The 15,479-nt window shown below is 54.1% G+C and carries 11 protein-coding genes; 6 read left to right on the top strand and 5 right to left on the bottom strand.

From position 1 onward, the window contains the following. Nucleotides 1-455 precede the first annotated feature (455 nt). The 3 genes from KO216_RS05045 to KO216_RS05035 all read right to left on the bottom strand — a co-directional run bounded on the left by KO216_RS05045 (nt 456) and on the right by KO216_RS05035 (nt 3,515). On the bottom strand, nt 456-2,006 hold the full coding sequence (locus KO216_RS05045) for a hypothetical protein (RefSeq protein WP_215523197.1): 1,551 nt from the start codon (nt 2,004-2,006) through the stop codon (nt 456-458). A 549-nt stretch (nt 2,007-2,555) separates the two neighbouring features. Further along, on the bottom strand, nt 2,556-2,999 hold the full coding sequence (locus KO216_RS05040) for a DUF3021 domain-containing protein (RefSeq protein WP_215523196.1): 444 nt from the start codon (nt 2,997-2,999) through the stop codon (nt 2,556-2,558). 42 nt (nt 3,000-3,041) lie between these two features. Beyond that, nucleotides 3,042-3,515, bottom strand: coding sequence for a LytTR family DNA-binding domain-containing protein (locus KO216_RS05035; protein ID WP_215523195.1), 474 nt, complete (start codon nt 3,513-3,515; stop codon nt 3,042-3,044). Nucleotides 3,516-3,881: 366 nt separating this feature from the next. Between KO216_RS05035 and KO216_RS05030 the strand changes: the two genes are divergently transcribed. The 5 genes from KO216_RS05030 to KO216_RS05010 all read left to right on the top strand — a co-directional run bounded on the left by KO216_RS05030 (nt 3,882) and on the right by KO216_RS05010 (nt 9,775). Beyond that, entirely contained in the window at nt 3,882-4,163 is a 282-nt protein-coding gene (locus KO216_RS05030; protein WP_215523194.1) for a type II toxin-antitoxin system RelB/DinJ family antitoxin, read from the top strand. Next, a complete protein-coding gene (locus KO216_RS05025) occupies nt 4,163-4,441 on the top strand; it encodes a type II toxin-antitoxin system YafQ family toxin (protein WP_215523193.1) in 279 nt (92 codons plus the stop codon). Before KO216_RS05030 ends, KO216_RS05025 begins: the two co-directional genes overlap by 1 nt. A 105-nt stretch (nt 4,442-4,546) precedes the next feature. Then, complete coding sequence (locus KO216_RS05020; protein ID WP_215523192.1) at nt 4,547-5,032, top strand: ImuA'/RecA-like NTPase; 486 nt, start codon at nt 4,547-4,549, stop codon at nt 5,030-5,032. A 100-nt stretch (nt 5,033-5,132) separates the two neighbouring features. After that, nucleotides 5,133-6,707 (top strand): Y-family DNA polymerase, encoded by a 1,575-nt coding sequence (locus KO216_RS05015; protein ID WP_215523191.1) that lies wholly within the window; start codon nt 5,133-5,135, stop codon nt 6,705-6,707. Beyond that, complete coding sequence (locus tag KO216_RS05010) at nt 6,704-9,775, top strand: error-prone DNA polymerase (RefSeq protein ID WP_215523190.1); 3,072 nt, start codon at nt 6,704-6,706, stop codon at nt 9,773-9,775. Before KO216_RS05015 ends, KO216_RS05010 begins: the two co-directional genes overlap by 4 nt. Before the next feature lie 144 nt (nt 9,776-9,919). Here the strand turns inward: KO216_RS05010 and pepN are convergent, their stop codons facing one another. Both pepN and KO216_RS05000 read right to left on the bottom strand, forming a co-directional pair. Continuing rightward, nucleotides 9,920-12,478, bottom strand: coding sequence for an aminopeptidase N (pepN, locus tag KO216_RS05005; protein ID WP_215523189.1), 2,559 nt, complete (start codon nt 12,476-12,478; stop codon nt 9,920-9,922). A 48-nt stretch (nt 12,479-12,526) separates the two neighbouring features. Then, entirely contained in the window at nt 12,527-14,506 is a 1,980-nt protein-coding gene (locus KO216_RS05000; RefSeq protein WP_215523188.1) for a M13 family metallopeptidase, read from the bottom strand. A gap of 62 nt (nt 14,507-14,568) precedes the next feature. Here KO216_RS05000 and KO216_RS04995 point away from each other — a divergent pair, with 62 nt between their 5' ends. Continuing rightward, nucleotides 14,569-15,429 (top strand): Fpg/Nei family DNA glycosylase, encoded by an 861-nt coding sequence (locus KO216_RS04995; RefSeq protein WP_215523187.1) that lies wholly within the window; start codon nt 14,569-14,571, stop codon nt 15,427-15,429. Nucleotides 15,430-15,479 lie beyond the last annotated feature (50 nt).

Below are 15,479 nucleotides of genomic sequence, written 5' to 3'. Positions count from 1 at the left end.
TGATAAAACAGCCAAAATGTATTTATGACTTGACTGCAGGCGAGTATTTTAGAATCCACGACATGGATTCGAGTAGATATCTTCAAGATTCTGCCGCAAGGCTCCTTGTTCGCTACCGGCGCTGATAGTCGGATTGAACGCAAAAAGCGGGTTATAGAAAAACTGGAAGCATTCTTTGATCGTTTCCACACCCTTGGATAGTTTTGACCAGGTTCTACAAGGACAAGCGTTGAGCGGCTTGCAAAAAATAAATCGCATCCTCAGTGCGACGGTAACTAGGATCCACGCCGGATTTGCTGGACGTCATTAGCTAACTTTCAGCCCACAAGAGGTATTTGAGCTTATAACGCGATTGCTACGGTGCTAGTTAAACTTCGGATGAGGAGCGTAAGGTCGTATCAAAACATTTCGCCTCCCGGAATTAGCCGGGAGGCGAAATGCATGTTGCTAGTTGGTTACTTGAACCTGCGTGCGGTTAGCGCACCGCCTGCGAGGAGTAGTAGAGCGGAGATGCCGAGTAGGGAAGCGACCTCAGCACCACTTGAAGCAAGCTTCTTCATAGGCTGAGAAACTTGCTTATTCTCCGGTTGAGCCGGCTTGCATGCTGGGTTCATCGCGGTATCGTGGCTGTCCCAGGTCCACTTAGTTACAGCGTCTTCAGCCAGGAAGTAACCGTCCAATGCGGAGGCCTTAACTTCTACCTTCGAGTTGTACGGGTAGAGGTACTTGCCATCCTTGTTAGCCTTCAGCTCAACGCCGTTTGCAGTAACGGTGTAGGAAACGCCCTCGGTCTGCTTGATCGTCACGTAAGGTTTAACGGTGCAAGAAGAAGGATCATCAGCGGAAGGATTGATCAGCTTAGGAGCAGCAGGAGTTGCCAACTGTTCAGCTGGACCTAGTGTACACGGCTTGGGAGCAACATTGAACTCCCACTTGGTGTCGCCCTTAACTTCGATCTTGTCCTTGTAAGCCTGCTTAACTAGGGCAGCTACCGAAACTTTGGTTCCCTCGGTAACGGTTTCGTAGTCAAAGTACTTGGACTCGGGAAGCTGAACCGTACCCTCAACGCCGCACTTATTTGCCTCTACTAGAGTGGGGGCCTTGGGAGTCATCGTGCGGATAGCTGAGCTTACCTTCACCGTCCAGCCTTTAGAGTCATTACCTTCAACGCTTTCAACGCGGAAGAGCTTAGCTTGTTCAGAATCGTCAATAGAAGCGGTCAACTGGTACCACCTGTAACGACCCGTGTAGCCAGAGAACATGTCCAGGCTATTACCAATTGAAGCACGAGTAATAGGGGTGTCTTGACGGTTCTTCGGATTGACTTCGGCAGAAGGCGTATGAGAAGCCCCGTCGGCGAAGACATACTTGTTTGCCGCCGGGTCGCCGGCCTTGGTTATAAGGGGCTCGTAAACTTTTTCGCCATTTTCTGTAACCTTGCCTTGCGACACTCCGACAGTGATTGTGGGCGCCTTGCCCTCGGGAATCTCACCTAGATAGGTTTCCCCATCCCACTCGCCTTTAACCAATTCAAACTTGAAATCGGTGTTGGCCTGCTGGTTCATGGCGAGACTTTTGACGCCAGCATGATAGCCAGTTCCAAAAGAGAACTGGCTAGGTCCCCACTTCCCGTCGCGATACTGGTAGCAGTCGTCAACGCCTATCTTGTCAACACCCTTGTACTTGGGGTTGTTGAGTTTGATATCAAGGGGAATTTTTTGATTTTTGCCAACAGTGAGCTGGAGCCTTGGCCACTCGTATCCAAGCGGATCGCCGGTTGGCTCGCCATTTTTGAATTCGTAAACCCCGCAGTATAGAAGCACGTCAATTTTGGTGCCCTCAAGTGCTTGGTCGTACCGCTTGACCTTGTCGCTCCAAGTAACATTGAAACTCTTAACGTTACTACCTTCATCTACGCTATTTGCTGCTGTAGCGGTAACAGCGCTTCCCAGTGTCAGGGCCGCCACGCCTGCAAAAGCAGCCGTGGTACGCAACCAATCCTTCATTATTCCTCCTGATTATGATGAGATATCCATAACGAGTGTATCAAGCAAATTCCCCGGCCACTACTCGGGCTACTGCTAACCCCACAGGAACCGCTTACGGGGGGGGTGAAAGTCCATTGGGCGCTGGTGATAGACGTTACATTGGTAAACAAACAATGACTCGCTTTAGTGCGTTTATCGAAGTAGGGTACGACGGATACATCGCAGTTGCTATCACGCCACTACTTTCCGCGAAGCCATCGAAACCGTCGTCAGTTTCGGAGGGGATAGCGCCGCCTATGCCTGTCTAAGCCGGACAGTTGTGGGTGCCGCCTACAGAAAAAACAATCCCTGCTGAATGGTTAGCCAAGTTGAAACACCGCGACTACCTCGAAAAAGTTGCCGAACGGTTCCAACAAATAGATCACAGCTCCTATCCCGTGTAGACCGATAAGTGCGCTGACTGTGGCCATGCCTAGCCGCCCGGTCTAGCAAGGCCTTACACCATATTCTCTGCTTTGGATTTTCCCGTTTACCCATATGAGTAAACGGGAATCCTGGGGCGAGGCTTTATTGCAATTTTTGGTTCATCTTTTTTACTTCAGCGCGGGCAACTAGCCAATTAAACAGCCAAATCAGCAGGTAGATAAGCGCTATTGCGATGATTACGCCGAGCATATCGAAGCTAGAGCCCCACCATTTAAGGTAGCTGCCAGCTGCGATCCCACAGATAAGGATGATCCCGAAATGTAGGGCAGTATTGAGGAAGAGCGGGCGAGTTTCGTTACGGTAAAGCAACCCCGCAAAGTTACTTATTATGCCGTAGAGTGCATAAACTAGCCTCTCAATTAGTACTGCCACGTTTTCGTTTCCAAAACTGTTTAAGAATTCTGGAACTCCCGGGTAATAGCTAGAGGAGGAAAGAGAAGAAAAAATAAGTTCAATACTGGTGCCGATAGTGATCCCAATGCAAGCCCCTACCAGGGTGAGACCAACTATTTTTTTAGTTTCCATGGGTTTTTATCCTTCGTGTGATTTAGAGGTTTTCTGCAGGGGTTAGATTCCCAGTTTGGATTTAAAAGCTGGAAGTTGCCGGCGGGAAACGTAATAGCGAGAGCCATCTTTTAGCTGCACACTGATCGTTCCCGAGAAAGAAAGATCAAGTTTCTTGATCGCGGCAATATTTACAATCTCCGATTGCGAAATACGTACAAAATCGTCTGCAGGTAGAGATTCTTCGAGTTCATACATGCGGGCTTTAATTCGCCAATCACCCTTACTGGTATGGGCATACACCGCTTTCTTTTTAGTAAAGAACGCGAGTATCGAGCGCACTTCCAACACCGTGGCGTCATTGGCACCTGTCCCGATGAGACGGCGAAGCGGGTGCTCGAGTGCGGGGGAGAGGGCGCCACTTAGGCTACCGGAAGCAAGCCTTTGAATCGCTTGCACCTCAGCATCAACCTCCCGCGCCGTTACCGTCACGATAGTTTCGGTTACGGTGGGATCAATCGTGAGCGTGAATTTCATTCCGTTCCGACTCCTTTCCTCTCGCACTTACCGGCGATAATCCGCAAAACGATAGTGCGTGCGTAGTTGCTACTTACAGTTAAGAGCCTCATTGCTGGCAGTACAAGTAATCTGAACTAAGCGGTATAAAACCCGCGCCAAGCGGGCAGATTTCGAGCCTCCCGCACGCCCTCAAAGGTAGATTTTCTGCGTTAAAAGTATCCCCAGAAAATGCCCGTGGTTACGGCTGCCCTGGGATTTTACGTGCAGTCGTTGTGGCGAAGACGCTACCGGGTCTATCTTTAATTTCTAAATACTATTTCTGTCGTGAAAAGTATTGATTTATTCGTGCGTATAGCATACTATGCACGTAAAAGGAGGTCTTTTATGGCTACAACAAATATCAGTATTCGTATGGATGCGGCCTTGAAGAAAGAGGCGGATCAGCTGTTTAGCGAGATGGGAATGAATATTTCTACCGCGTTTAACGTTTTCGTGCGGCAAGCTATCCGCGAGCGTGCCATTCCTTTCCAGATTCAACTAGGCAACCCCAATAGGGAGACGATTGCCGCCATGTTAGAGGCGGAACAGATTGCCAAAGACCCTCGCGTTCCCGGCTACGCAAGCGCCCGTGAAGCATTTGCTGCCGCTCTTAGCGAGGACGACTAATGGCGCGCTATGTCATCAAATACTCCTCGCAGTTTCGCAAACAACTGAAAGCTGCTAAAAAGCGGGGAAAAGACCTTGGAAAACTAGAGAGGATCGTTGACCTTCTGGCGAGCGATACTCCTTTACCGGAAAAGTGTCGAGACCATGCGCTAACTGGTAACTGGGTGAAACATCGAGAGTGTCATATCGAACCAGACTGGTTGCTGATTTACTATAAGCAACACGACGTACTGGTGCTGTCCTTGGTTGCAACCGGAAGTCACGCAGATCTCTTTTAGAGTCTGAACTGCTTATCTGTATCTCTTAAAGGCGGGTTTTCCGCGCTAAAAGCACCCCCGGAAAAAGGGGTGACAAATCGGGGGAGGCTCCCTATAATCGAACGTATGTTCGATAAGTTGGCTCAGTTGCAGCGCCTGGAAAAGGCGCGCCAGGTTTTGGCGATGCGCTCCCGCAGCCCAAAGCCACTGGCCAGCGCTTATCAAAAAGTAGCGGGCGGGGCGCAGCTGCTAGAGATGGCCGCCGAAAAAATGGGGGAGAGCGGCTGGGCAGTATTCCTAGATTTTCCAGATCTAGGCTGGCAGCGCGCCTGGCAAATCGGGCTGGATTTAAGACGGGTAATCACCATTCCCTATACCGGCGGCAGCGCCCTGGCATGCGCCCAACTTTTCGTACCCTGCGCGGCAGTCCTGGCTATCGGAATGGTAGATTACGGTCCGCAGCAACAACGGATTCTAACCGCAAAAGCGCGCCGCTCCGGTTGCGTAATCTTGTCCGCGTCTGCCTGGGCAGGCGCTATCTCCCTAGAAGCTAGCGCCCGGCACTCGACAAGTTTCCCTGGGGCAACAACCACTATAAAGGTGAGTGCCTGATGGATACTCTGCGCTCTGCGACCCCGCTACCGGAGTTATTAAGTTTGCCTCTGCTGTTTCGCTTTCTCTCAGCTATCCCGATTAAGGCGAGGAGGGCGCGATGAACGATAGATTACTAGCCCTCTATATCCCCGAGTGGCCAGCCCAAGCCGCCAAACTCCCCCTAGATGAAGCAGTGGCGCTGTGTAGTGGCGGGCGAGTGCAGGCAGTCACGGCTCCGGCGCGCGCAGCCGGAATAAGGCCGCAGATGCGGCTAAAGCAAGCGCGCGTCCTCTGTCCCTCCCTCAAAGAAAAACCCTACTCACTGGCAGATATGGAACTGGCGTTTCAACCGGTCGTAGAGGCCGCAGCCCAGCAACTCTATTCCCCCAAGAGCTGGTTTCCGGGGCTGGTGACCGCCGCTTTAAGTCGCAGTCAGCGCCACGCAGAATCTGCCCTGGCCGCAGAACTAACTGAACAGTTAGCGCAGGTAGGGTACGCGGTGCAGATTGGGATTGCTCGGGGTACTTTGGCGGCGTGTCTAGCTGCCCGCGAACAGCTGCTGATTGCCGACCCTGGGGTAATGCCTTTTCTTGGCGCAGAGCCCTTAAGTAGCCTGGGGTTTTTCTTGCGTCCGGGGATAAAAATAAGCGGATTTGATTTCTCCGACCAGTACCTAACAAAAATGACGGACAGCCTAATCCACCTGGGAATCACCAGCTTGGGGCAACTGTGCGCCCTGGGACGCCCGGCGCTGATCCGGCGTTTTGGCACTCTGGGAGCGATTGGCTACGACTTAGCGAGCGGGGAAAATCTGGAGGACGCTGCCAGGGTGAAAACCGCGCCCGCCTCACCCGGTCTCTACCAATTCTTCACCCCGCCCGCCAGCTCCCTTACCCAACTGTTGCTGCCTGCCCGGGCGTTAGTGGTGGAAATGTATGCCCGCCTGCGCGCGAGCGGGCTGGTGTGCACCCAGGTGCAGTTTATTTGCCGCTGCGAAAACGGGAAAGTGCTTAGCCGCAGCTGGAACCTGGGGGTGGAAGTTAGCAGCAAAGACCTAGTAGAGAGGATAAAACACCAGTTAGAGGCGGTTACGGTTGGAGGCAGCGGCAGCGAAGCCCTGGGGGCAGTCTCCCAGATAGAGCTGCATCCTTTGAAGACAGTAGATGCCCGCCAGGCGATGACGCCGCTTTGGGGACGAAACGCGGATCCTCCCCAGGAACTAGATCAGGCAGCCCGCAGTGCCAGCAGCTTATTAGGTAAACACGGGGTGCGGGTACCTCATTTAACCAGTGGATATGATCCGCGTTCAGTGATTGAACTGAAACCTTGGCAAGAGCGGGGGAGACAAAAGCGACCCCGTCCTAGAGTTGGGGCGCTAAGTGGGGTAGCGCCGGAAATAGTTTTCATGCACCCTAAACCGGCGGGAATTATCGATAGTCGCGGCCGGCAAATCTTGCCTGGGAAAGACGGACAGCTAAAAGCCCCGGTCAAATGGGTGCAGGTAGCCGGACGGAAAATAGCGGTGCAGAAAACCGAAGGGCCCTGGCCTATAAACGGACAGTGGTGGCGTCCCGGAGTCCCCAATCACCTAGGGCCCCGGATTTTCCTGCGGGTTTACGGCGAGCAAGAAATCTTACTGCTGGTGTACCGCAAATCCTCTTGGTGGTTAGATGCCTGGGAGGGGCAAAAATGAGCGGCTATATCGAGTTGCACGCTCATTCGGCATATTCCTTCGCAGTGGGGGCGTGTTCGCCGCGCGAAATGGTGCAGGGTGCGAAAAAACTGGGGCTATCTGGTCTAGCGTTACTCGATTATGACGGAGTTTACGGGTTGATGGAGGCGCGCGCCGCTGCCCGGCAAGCCGGCCTCGCTTTCTTGCCGGGGTGCGAATTTACTTTAGAGGACGAAACCCATCTGCCAGTTATCTGCCGCTCCGACCAGGGATATTCTGCTTTAACTGGGGCAATTAGCGCTCATCATCTAGCTGCCGGAAAGCGGGAAGCAGACCGACAAAACCTAGACGTACTAGCCTCCTGGGCAAAAGGGCAGTGGCTAATATTAACCGGCACCCGCGCCGGGCCGCTGCGGCGCGTACTTTACCGCTCCGGAATCGCGGCGGCAGCTCGCTTCTTAGAACAGCTAAAAGAGATGTTTGGGGCAGAAAACATTGCGGTAGAGGCCGCCTTAGCCGGTTTCGATAGGGAAGAGCGTCTAGCGGCGCAACTAGATCACTTGGCGCGCAAAACTAAGCTGCCGCTAGTGGCCACCAGTGCTGCCCGCTGCGCCGACCCCGCCAGTCAGCACCTGGCAGATGTTATGACCGCCACCCGCCACCGCCTGCCCCTAGATAAAGTTCAAGACTTCCTTCCCGCCTCCCACGCCATGTTGCGGACTCCGGAGCAACTGCGCCACATCTATCGGCAGATTCCCCACGCCCTCGAAAATGCGGCCGCAATCGGAAAAGACCTGATCTTTGATTTTTCTACCCCGGTGCCGCATCTACCTTTAGCCCGGGTGCCGCCCGGCTATAGCGCCGACTCCTACCTAGAGCAGCTTTCCTGGCAGGGGGCGCGCAGCCGCTACGGGGATCCAGTGCCGGAAAAAGCGGCAGACACAATTCGGCAAGAATTGAAAGTGATTTTCCAAAAAGGATTCTCCGGGTACTTCCTAATCGTGAAAGAAATAGTTGACTACTGTTTTTCCTCCGGTATCTATGTGCAAGGACGCGGCTCCGCTGCCAACTCGGCGGTCTGTTACTGCCTGGGAATCACCGCGGTAGATGCGGTGCGCCATCAGATGCTATTCGACCGTTTCCTAACTCCAGACCGCAAAGATCTGCCCGATATTGACCTGGATATTGAATCTAATCAACGCGAAAAAGTACTTCAGCACGTCTATAACAAATATGGACGGGAAAATGCTGCTCAAGTGGCTAATGTGATTAGCTATCGCCCGCGAGCCGCGCTAAAAGACGCCTCCCGCGCCCTCGGATACGATGCCAAAACCGCCGCGAAATGGGCGCGGTTAGACCGGAAGGCTTTACCGGAAAACGTGCGAAATATAGCGGGGCGGTTGCAAAAACTCCCACGCCACCTGGGGATCCACTGTGGCGGGATGGTGCTTTCCGATAAGCCGCTTACCGAAGTGGCCGCGATTAACTGGGCAAATATGCCGGGGCGAACCGTGGTGCAATGGGACAAAGACAGCTGCTCCGAAGCCGGGTTAGTGAAAATCGATTTACTTTCCCTGGGGATGATGGGGGCACTGCGTACTGCTTTTGAAACTTTGCAGGCGCGGGGGGAAAAATCGCCTTCCGGAAAGCCGTGGCGCCTGCATAACTTACCTCCGGAAGACCTGCGCGTCTACCAGCTATTACAGGCAGCCGATACGGTTGGAGTATTCCAAGTCGAGTCCCGCGCCCAAATGTCTACCTTGCCGCGCCTGAAACCAAAATGTTTCTATGACCTGGTAGTCGAGGTGGCTTTGATTCGTCCGGGACCTATTCAAGGGCAAGCAGTCAATCCTTATCTGGCGCGCCGCTCCGGGCGCGAAAAAGTCACCTACCTGCATCCGCTATTAAAACCCGCCCTGGAACGCACCTTGGGGGTGCCACTTTTTCAAGAACAACTAATGCGGATAGCTAAAGATGCCGCCGGGTTTAACGGTTCCCAATCAGATAACCTGCGCCGAGCGATGGGACGCAAAAACCCGGGGGAACACCTGGCCGACTTGCGCGCCGAGTTTTTTCGGGGCATGGAAAAGAACCAGATCCCGCCGCCGGTACAAGAAAAAATCTGGGCACAAATGTCCGGCTTCGCCGAATTCGGTTTCCCGGAATCCCACGCTTTTTCCTTCGCCTACCTGGTCTATGCCTCCGCCTGGCTAAAAGCCTATTATCCCGCGGTTTTTTACGCCGCGATCCTCGCTAACCAACCGATGGGATTTTATTCCCCGCAATCGTTAATCTCTGATGCCCGCCGCCACGGAATAAAAATCTTACGCCCAGACGTGAATACCTCCCAGAAAGATTCCATTCCCGGGGAGGGACTGACCTCCCTAAACCTGGGGCTAGCGGAGATCCGAGGTATGCGTCCGGCATGGATAGAAAGCATCCTATCCGCCCGCACCACCGGTTCCTTTAAAACCCTGGAGGACTTTACTTCCCGCGTCCGCCTGCCCACTTCGGCGCTAGAACTGCTAGCCGGCTCCGGTGCGCTATCTTCCCTGGGGATCACCCGCCGCGAAGGACTGTGGCGCGCGCCCCTACTATCTGCCTCGCAAAACCGCTTCTATCAGCCAGAGCTCCCCGGACTCGCCCTCGCCGAGGCGACGCCTAAGTTTGCGCCTTTAAGTACCGGGGAACAAGTAAAATGGGACAGCTCTGCCCTGGGAATCAGCCTGTGGGGATACCCCACAAAACTGCTGCGACCAGAGCTTACCCGCCGCGGAATTCTCCCTGCCAAGCATCTGCATCCAGCGTTAGCCGGCAAACGTATCCGGTGCGCGGGGCTAGTTACGCACCGCCAACGCCCCCACACCGCCAAAGGCGTAGTGTTTTTATCTTTAGAGGACGAAACCGGGCTAGTCAACGTGATCTGCCAGGTTGGTTGCTGGCAGCGTTACCGCCGCCTCGCCCTCAGTCAAAATGCCCTAATCGTGCGGGGAGTGCTGCAAGCTAAAGACGGTGCTCTAGCCCTGCTGGCAGATAAAATCGAGCCGTTAAACCTGCCGGTCCCCACCAAATCCCGGGACTTTCGTTAGGGAAGGCGGCAGCAAAGTAAGTTCCCGCCCCTAGCTATCCGCCCAGCATTTAGTTACTTTGCTACCCCAAAAGAGCTGTTACCCTCGCCCTCGGGGTAGAGAAAAGTAGTTACTTGGCTAGTGGAAATGGCAAAGGCGGTACTGTTACTTACCGGTGCGAGCCCGCTTAGAGCGCCGCGCCCCATCTAGTTCTTCTAGTACCAGGCGGCGTAGCGCCTTATCGGCATCCGGGTTCTCTGCCAGCCAACGCTCCGTCCGCTCTACCAGGTCGAAGCCTTCTCGGCTTTGCACGGCTAAGGGGTAAAGCCCGCCCACCAGGGATTCTGCCATATGCATAGTGCGGGTAGACCAAATATCGTTGAGCGCTGCAAAATAGGGCTCGATAATATCGGCGGCATCGGCGGGCTGTAGCCAAAGCGAACGCGCGATTCCGGCAGTCAGGGCATCGATCTGCCCATTGGTGAGGGTAGTGTCGTCCAGCACTCGCTGCGCCCACTGCGCTTTATTTTCGCGACCCGGCACCGTCGCGCGCGCCAAGAAAGCGTTCTCCCGGCCGGTAATAGTGTCGTCACTTTCCGCCATTTTACGGATCGTATCTGCGTTGGCCAGGCCATTAGCGGCCAAGGCGAAGACCATATCCCAACGCAGATCGGTATCTACGCTGACGCCTTCGAGAACTTTGCCTTCCTCATACCAACCTTTGATTTCCGAGGCTTCTTTTGCCCCGGCTATATGCAAGAATGCCCGTACTAACTGACGCTGACGATCCGAGGCCGGTTCTGCTTTCTGCGCCAAGGCGAAAAGCGCTGGTGCCAGCAGGCGATGCGCACTATCGGGCTCGGCAGCATAGTAGGCGAGCGCCCCTTGGATATGCCGCAGAATTCCGTTCAACACCGAAGAATTAGTTTCGTGTTTGAGCGCACCCAAAGCCATCTCTAGATATTTCGAAGCACTCAAATCGCCGTCACGCACCATATCCCAGGCAGCGCACATAATCACCGCGCGTGGCAACGAATCCGCGAAATCACCAACCCGAGTCCGGATAACTTCCCAAGAATCAGCATCGAAACGAATCTTTGCATAAGCCAAATCCTGGTCATTAAGCACATAAACGTCATGCTTGGTACCTACCAGACCGGGAACTGTCGTGACCTCTCCTTGAACATCTACGCTCGCCCGGCGCGCCAACACCAGTTTCCCGTTAGCATCAAAATCATAGGCGCCTACGGTGGTAGCGTGCGGACGCAAACTGGTGCCTTCCTGCGGCAAAGACTGCACAATCTGGAAGCTGGTGACTTGCCCGTCCTTATCCCGATCAATCCGGGATTCCAGTTGGGTAATCCCCGCTTCCAGCAGCCAAACCTGGCTCCACTGCTTCAAGCTGCGTCCACTGGCGTTCTCAAGTTCCCCTAGGAAATCCGCCAAAGTCGCATTGGAATATTCGTGGCTAGCAAAATAGCTGCGCAAAGCGGCTAAGAAGTTACCTTCACCCACATAGGCCACCAATTGCCGCAGCACACACGCGCCCTTGGAATAGGTAATACCGTCAAAGTTAACTTCCACATCTGCCAAGTCGCTGATAGGAGCCACAATCGGGTGGGTGGTAGGCAGCTGATCGCAGTTGACCCCCCAAACTTTACGCATCGTGAACCCGGTCCAGGCGTCACTAAAACGAGTACCTTCCGCCATGCACCAATACGACATGAACTCGGCGAAAGACTCATTTAGCCACAGGTCATCCCACCATTTCATAGTGACCAGATCCCCGAACCACATATGGGCAAGCTCATGCAAAATGGTGTTGGTGAGCTGCTCTAGCTGCGCTCCAGAGGGCTTAGTGCGGAAAATGTATTCGTCGCGGAAGGTAATACAGCCCGCGTTTTCCATCGCTCCCGCGTTGTATTCGGGAACAAAAATCTGGTCATACTTAGTGAAGGGATAGGGGCGAGCGTAGCGGGACTCGTAAAAACGGAATCCCGCAACGGTTTGCTCAAGCACAAAATCCGCGTCTAAGTATTTGGCTAGCGATTGCCGGCAGTAAACCCCCAAGGGAATAGTGCGCCCATCAATACTGGTGAGCACCGATTTAACGCTATGGTAGGGGCCGGCCACTAGGGCAGTGATATAGGTCGAAATCAGGGGAGTTTCCGGGAAATCAAAACGGTGCCGCTGGGAATCTCCTGCCCGCTCCATCTTCAAAGCCTGCGGGGAGGGAGTATCCATATTGGATAGCACCGTCCAACTTTCCGGTACCGTCACCGAGAATTGGTAGGTGGCTTTCAGGTCGGGCTGTTCAAAACAGGCAAACACCCTCCGTGCATCCGGAACCTCAAACTGGGTGTAAACATAGGTGAGGCCATCGGCGGGGTCAGTAAAACGATGCGCGCCCTCGCCGGTGTGCATATAGGCGCAGTTAGCGACCACTTCCAGGCGGTTATTTGCCGCTAGGTTGCTAAGCTCAATCCGGCTGTCCCGGTAACAATCAGTACCCAGGTCCTGGCCGTTTAGCTTAATAGAAAGCACTTCCGGAGCGATTAAATCCACAAAAGTGCTGGCACCGGCTTTAGCTTTAAAATCAATCACCGTGCGGGAAGGAAAAGTATCTCCGCTTTCCGATAACTCCACCTCGATGGTGTAAGCAACTTTCCCAATAACGTTCTTGCGTTCTTCTGCCTCAATCTTTGTCAGATTAGTACCCGGCATAACCTCTCCTGTTTTTAGACCTATCCTAATGCTTACTTTGAAGTGTTCCTATTCCCAGATTTTCACCCGCTCGCCTGGCTCCATCCAGAGCTGATCTGAGGTCGTGGTTTGGAAAGTATCGTGGAAAGCATCCAGGTTACGAACCACCCCGTTACAGCGGAATTCGGCGGGGGAGTGGGGGTCAATCACCAGGCGTTGGCGAGCCGCTTCGGGGCGGATCGCGGTGCGCCACACCCGCGCCCAAGAAAAGAAAAACTCTTTCGCCAGCTCGGCCTCCTCCGGGTGGGTTTTGCTCCAAGCTTTATAAGCGATCGCTAGACCGCCCAAGTCTCCAATATTTTCCCCAATAGTGAGGGCGCCGTTAACGTGTACGTCCTCACCCGGCAGTTCGCTGGGGCGGTAAACATCGTATTGGGCAATCAAAGACGCAGTGCGTTTAGTGAATTCTTCCCGGTCAGCCTCGGTCCACCACTCAGTAAGTTTTCCGTCACCGTCATAGTGGGATCCCTGGTCATCGAAACCATGCCCGATTTCGTGACCAATCACCGCGCCGATACCCCCAAAGTTAGCGGCATGGGAAGCCTCAGGATCAAAAAATGGGGGCTGCAAGATCGCGGCCGGAAACACGATTTCGTTCGTGAGCGGGGAATAGTAGGCGTTCACCGTTTGCGGGCTCATATGCCATTCTTCTCTATCCACCGGTTTTAAGATCCGGGCCAGCTGGAAGTCAGTTTCAAAAGCACTGGAAGCCCGAATCATATCTACCAGGGTGGCGTCGGGCGAAAAACGCAGGCCCGAGTCGTCTCGCCAGCGGCGCGGATACCCGATTTTATGGGTGAACTTAGAAAGCTTTTCGAGGGCGCGCTCCCGGGTTTCTTCCCCCATCCAGTCCAGGTTGCTAATCGCATCTTTATAGGCAGCTAAAAGTGCGTCCACCAGTTTTTCCATCGCTGCGCGATGTTCAGGCGGGAAATGATAAGCCACATAGGCGCGCCCGAGTGCCTCGTCCAATACCGATTCCACGGTTCCTACCGCGCGTTTCCACAGCTCCGGACGTTGCGGTGTCCCCGACAGGGTAGTTCCGTAAAAAGAAAAACGTAGTTCTTGCAGCTGCGGATCCAGGTAAGGGGCGAACGCCAAAACCACTTTCATCTGCAGATATCGCTTTAAGGTATCTAAATCACTGTCTGCCCACAGCTGGGCAAATCCTTCCTGATAGGAAGGCATATAGACGTTAATTGGATCGACTCCAGCCTCAAGCTTGACTCCCAAGCCTTCTGCCCATGCAGAATAGTTAAATCCCTTATTGTCGCCGATAAACTGCTCGAAAGTAGTGGGGTTATTGGTTGCTTGCGCGTCACGGCTACGCACCGCATCCCAGTGGTGCCTGGCAAGTGCGGTTTCAAAATCAAACACTTGCTGCGCAAACTCGGTTTCGCTGCCTGCAGGGGCAATCCCGCTTTCCAACGCCATTTGCGCCAAAAACTCCCGGTATTTTTCCCGAATTTCGCGGTGTTCATCCTGACGATAATAAGATTCATCGGGCAATCCCAAGCCCGCCTGATAGAACTGACCGATATAGCGTTCGGGATTTTCGGCATCGATACTCACCAGGAAAGCAACCGGAGAATCGATGCCTTCGCGTTCCAACTCCCCAAGCACCTTAGCTAGCTCATCCCGATTCTGGCAGGAATTAACTTTCTGAATTAGGGGAGCGATCGGGGTAGTTCCCTGCGCCTCCAACGCGTCCTGATCCAGGTAGGCCTGAAAAAGTTGCCCAATCCGGCTGGCATCAAAATCCCAACGCTCAGCACTGGTTTCGCCATCTTGCGGGCGCTCCAGGCTGCCAGCAGCCGCGTCCTCACAAAGACGACGACAGTGAGCCAGCGAGTCCTCTACCAAGTCGCGGAAAGCCCCATCAACCGCCCGGTCAGCCGGGATTTCATAGCTATCTAGCCAGGCACCGTTGATATGGCGGTAAAGGTCATCTTGAATACGCGGGGCCTGCCCCAGGGAATTTTCACTCATGCTTTAAGCCTAAATATTCCCAGCAGTTTGGCAAACGTAGCGCCCTAGGCAACAATTGCCTTATGCCAGAGGGACATTCTATTCACCGTTTAGCCATTGCTTTTGCCGAGTTATCGAAACTGGGCACTGCGCGTGCCTCCTCGCCCCAGGGACGATTTGCTGAGGGCGCCGCCGCCCTAGATAGCACGACAATTACTCGCCCCTGGGCCTGGGGAAAACATCTGTTTCTAGATTTTAATATCCCCCAGCCGGCGACTTTGCACGTGCATTTAGGGCTTTATGGTTCGTGGAAGTTCCAGGCGGGACCGGGAATAGTCCTGCCCGGGCATATAGGCGCCCCTCGGATGCCAGGAGAACATCCGGGTGACACCTATAAACACTTTTCGGGACAGTTCCAGCCAATAGCGCCAGGAGAGAACGTGCGGCTGCGTCTAGAGTTTTCCCGGGCAGTAGCCGATCTGTCTGGCCCTAACCAGTGCGAACTGCTCGATAAAGCGGGAGTAGAGAAGATTCTTGCCCGCCTGGGGCCCGATCCCTTGGTGGATTCTTGCGCTGCTCAGGATTTTATTGCCCGCGCCCGGAAAACTACTCGCCGGATCGGGGAAGTGGTAATGGATCAATCCTTTATCGCTGGTCCCGGCAACATCTATCGCGCCGAATGCCTATTCCGCTGCGGAATCAACCCCAATCGTCAGGCCGCGAAAGTTTCGGTAAAGCGCCTACAGGCACTGTGGGAAGATTTGCGTTCCCAAATGCGCCGCGGCCTCAAAGAAGGCTTGATCTGCACTACCGATGATCCCTCCCAAGGGCGTTTTTGGGTTTACCAGCGGTCTGGGGAGCCTTGTCGGCGTTGCGGGGCGATAGTGCGAGACCGGATAGTGGCCGGCAGACGCAGCTATTGGTGTCCGAAGTGTCAAAAGTAGGATGCTTTTGAGAGGAGCTGACGGAGCAGCTGACCGTCTACTTACCCCGA

Origin of the sequence: Varibaculum prostatecancerukia, assembly GCF_943169825.2 — a bacterium.
GTDB classification, from domain to species: Bacteria; Actinomycetota; Actinomycetes; order Actinomycetales; family Actinomycetaceae; genus Varibaculum; species Varibaculum prostatecancerukia.
The sequence above is the reverse complement of the archived record's forward strand: the minus strand, read 5'-3'. Positions and strand labels throughout refer to the sequence as shown.

What these genes read in the sequence shown, in the direction of transcription:
- KO216_RS05010 (WP_215523190.1), top strand. Translation starts at nt 6,704, where the DNA reads ATGAGCGGCTATATCGAGTTGCACGCTCATTCGGCATATTCCTTCGCA.
- KO216_RS05025 (WP_215523193.1), top strand. Translation starts at nt 4,163, where the DNA reads ATGGCGCGCTATGTCATCAAATACTCCTCGCAGTTTCGCAAACAACTG.
- KO216_RS05000 (WP_215523188.1), bottom strand. Translation starts at nt 14,506, where the DNA reads ATGAGTGAAAATTCCCTGGGGCAGGCCCCGCGTATTCAAGATGACCTT.
- pepN (WP_215523189.1), bottom strand. Translation starts at nt 12,478, where the DNA reads ATGCCGGGTACTAATCTGACAAAGATTGAGGCAGAAGAACGCAAGAAC.
- KO216_RS05035 (WP_215523195.1), bottom strand. Translation starts at nt 3,515, where the DNA reads ATGAAATTCACGCTCACGATTGATCCCACCGTAACCGAAACTATCGTG.
- KO216_RS05020 (WP_215523192.1), top strand. Translation starts at nt 4,547, where the DNA reads ATGTTCGATAAGTTGGCTCAGTTGCAGCGCCTGGAAAAGGCGCGCCAG.
- KO216_RS05045 (WP_215523197.1), bottom strand. Translation starts at nt 2,006, where the DNA reads ATGAAGGATTGGTTGCGTACCACGGCTGCTTTTGCAGGCGTGGCGGCC.
- KO216_RS05030 (WP_215523194.1), top strand. Translation starts at nt 3,882, where the DNA reads ATGGCTACAACAAATATCAGTATTCGTATGGATGCGGCCTTGAAGAAA.
- KO216_RS05015 (WP_215523191.1), top strand. Translation starts at nt 5,133, where the DNA reads ATGAACGATAGATTACTAGCCCTCTATATCCCCGAGTGGCCAGCCCAA.
- KO216_RS04995 (WP_215523187.1), top strand. Translation starts at nt 14,569, where the DNA reads ATGCCAGAGGGACATTCTATTCACCGTTTAGCCATTGCTTTTGCCGAG.
- KO216_RS05040 (WP_215523196.1), bottom strand. Translation starts at nt 2,999, where the DNA reads ATGGAAACTAAAAAAATAGTTGGTCTCACCCTGGTAGGGGCTTGCATT.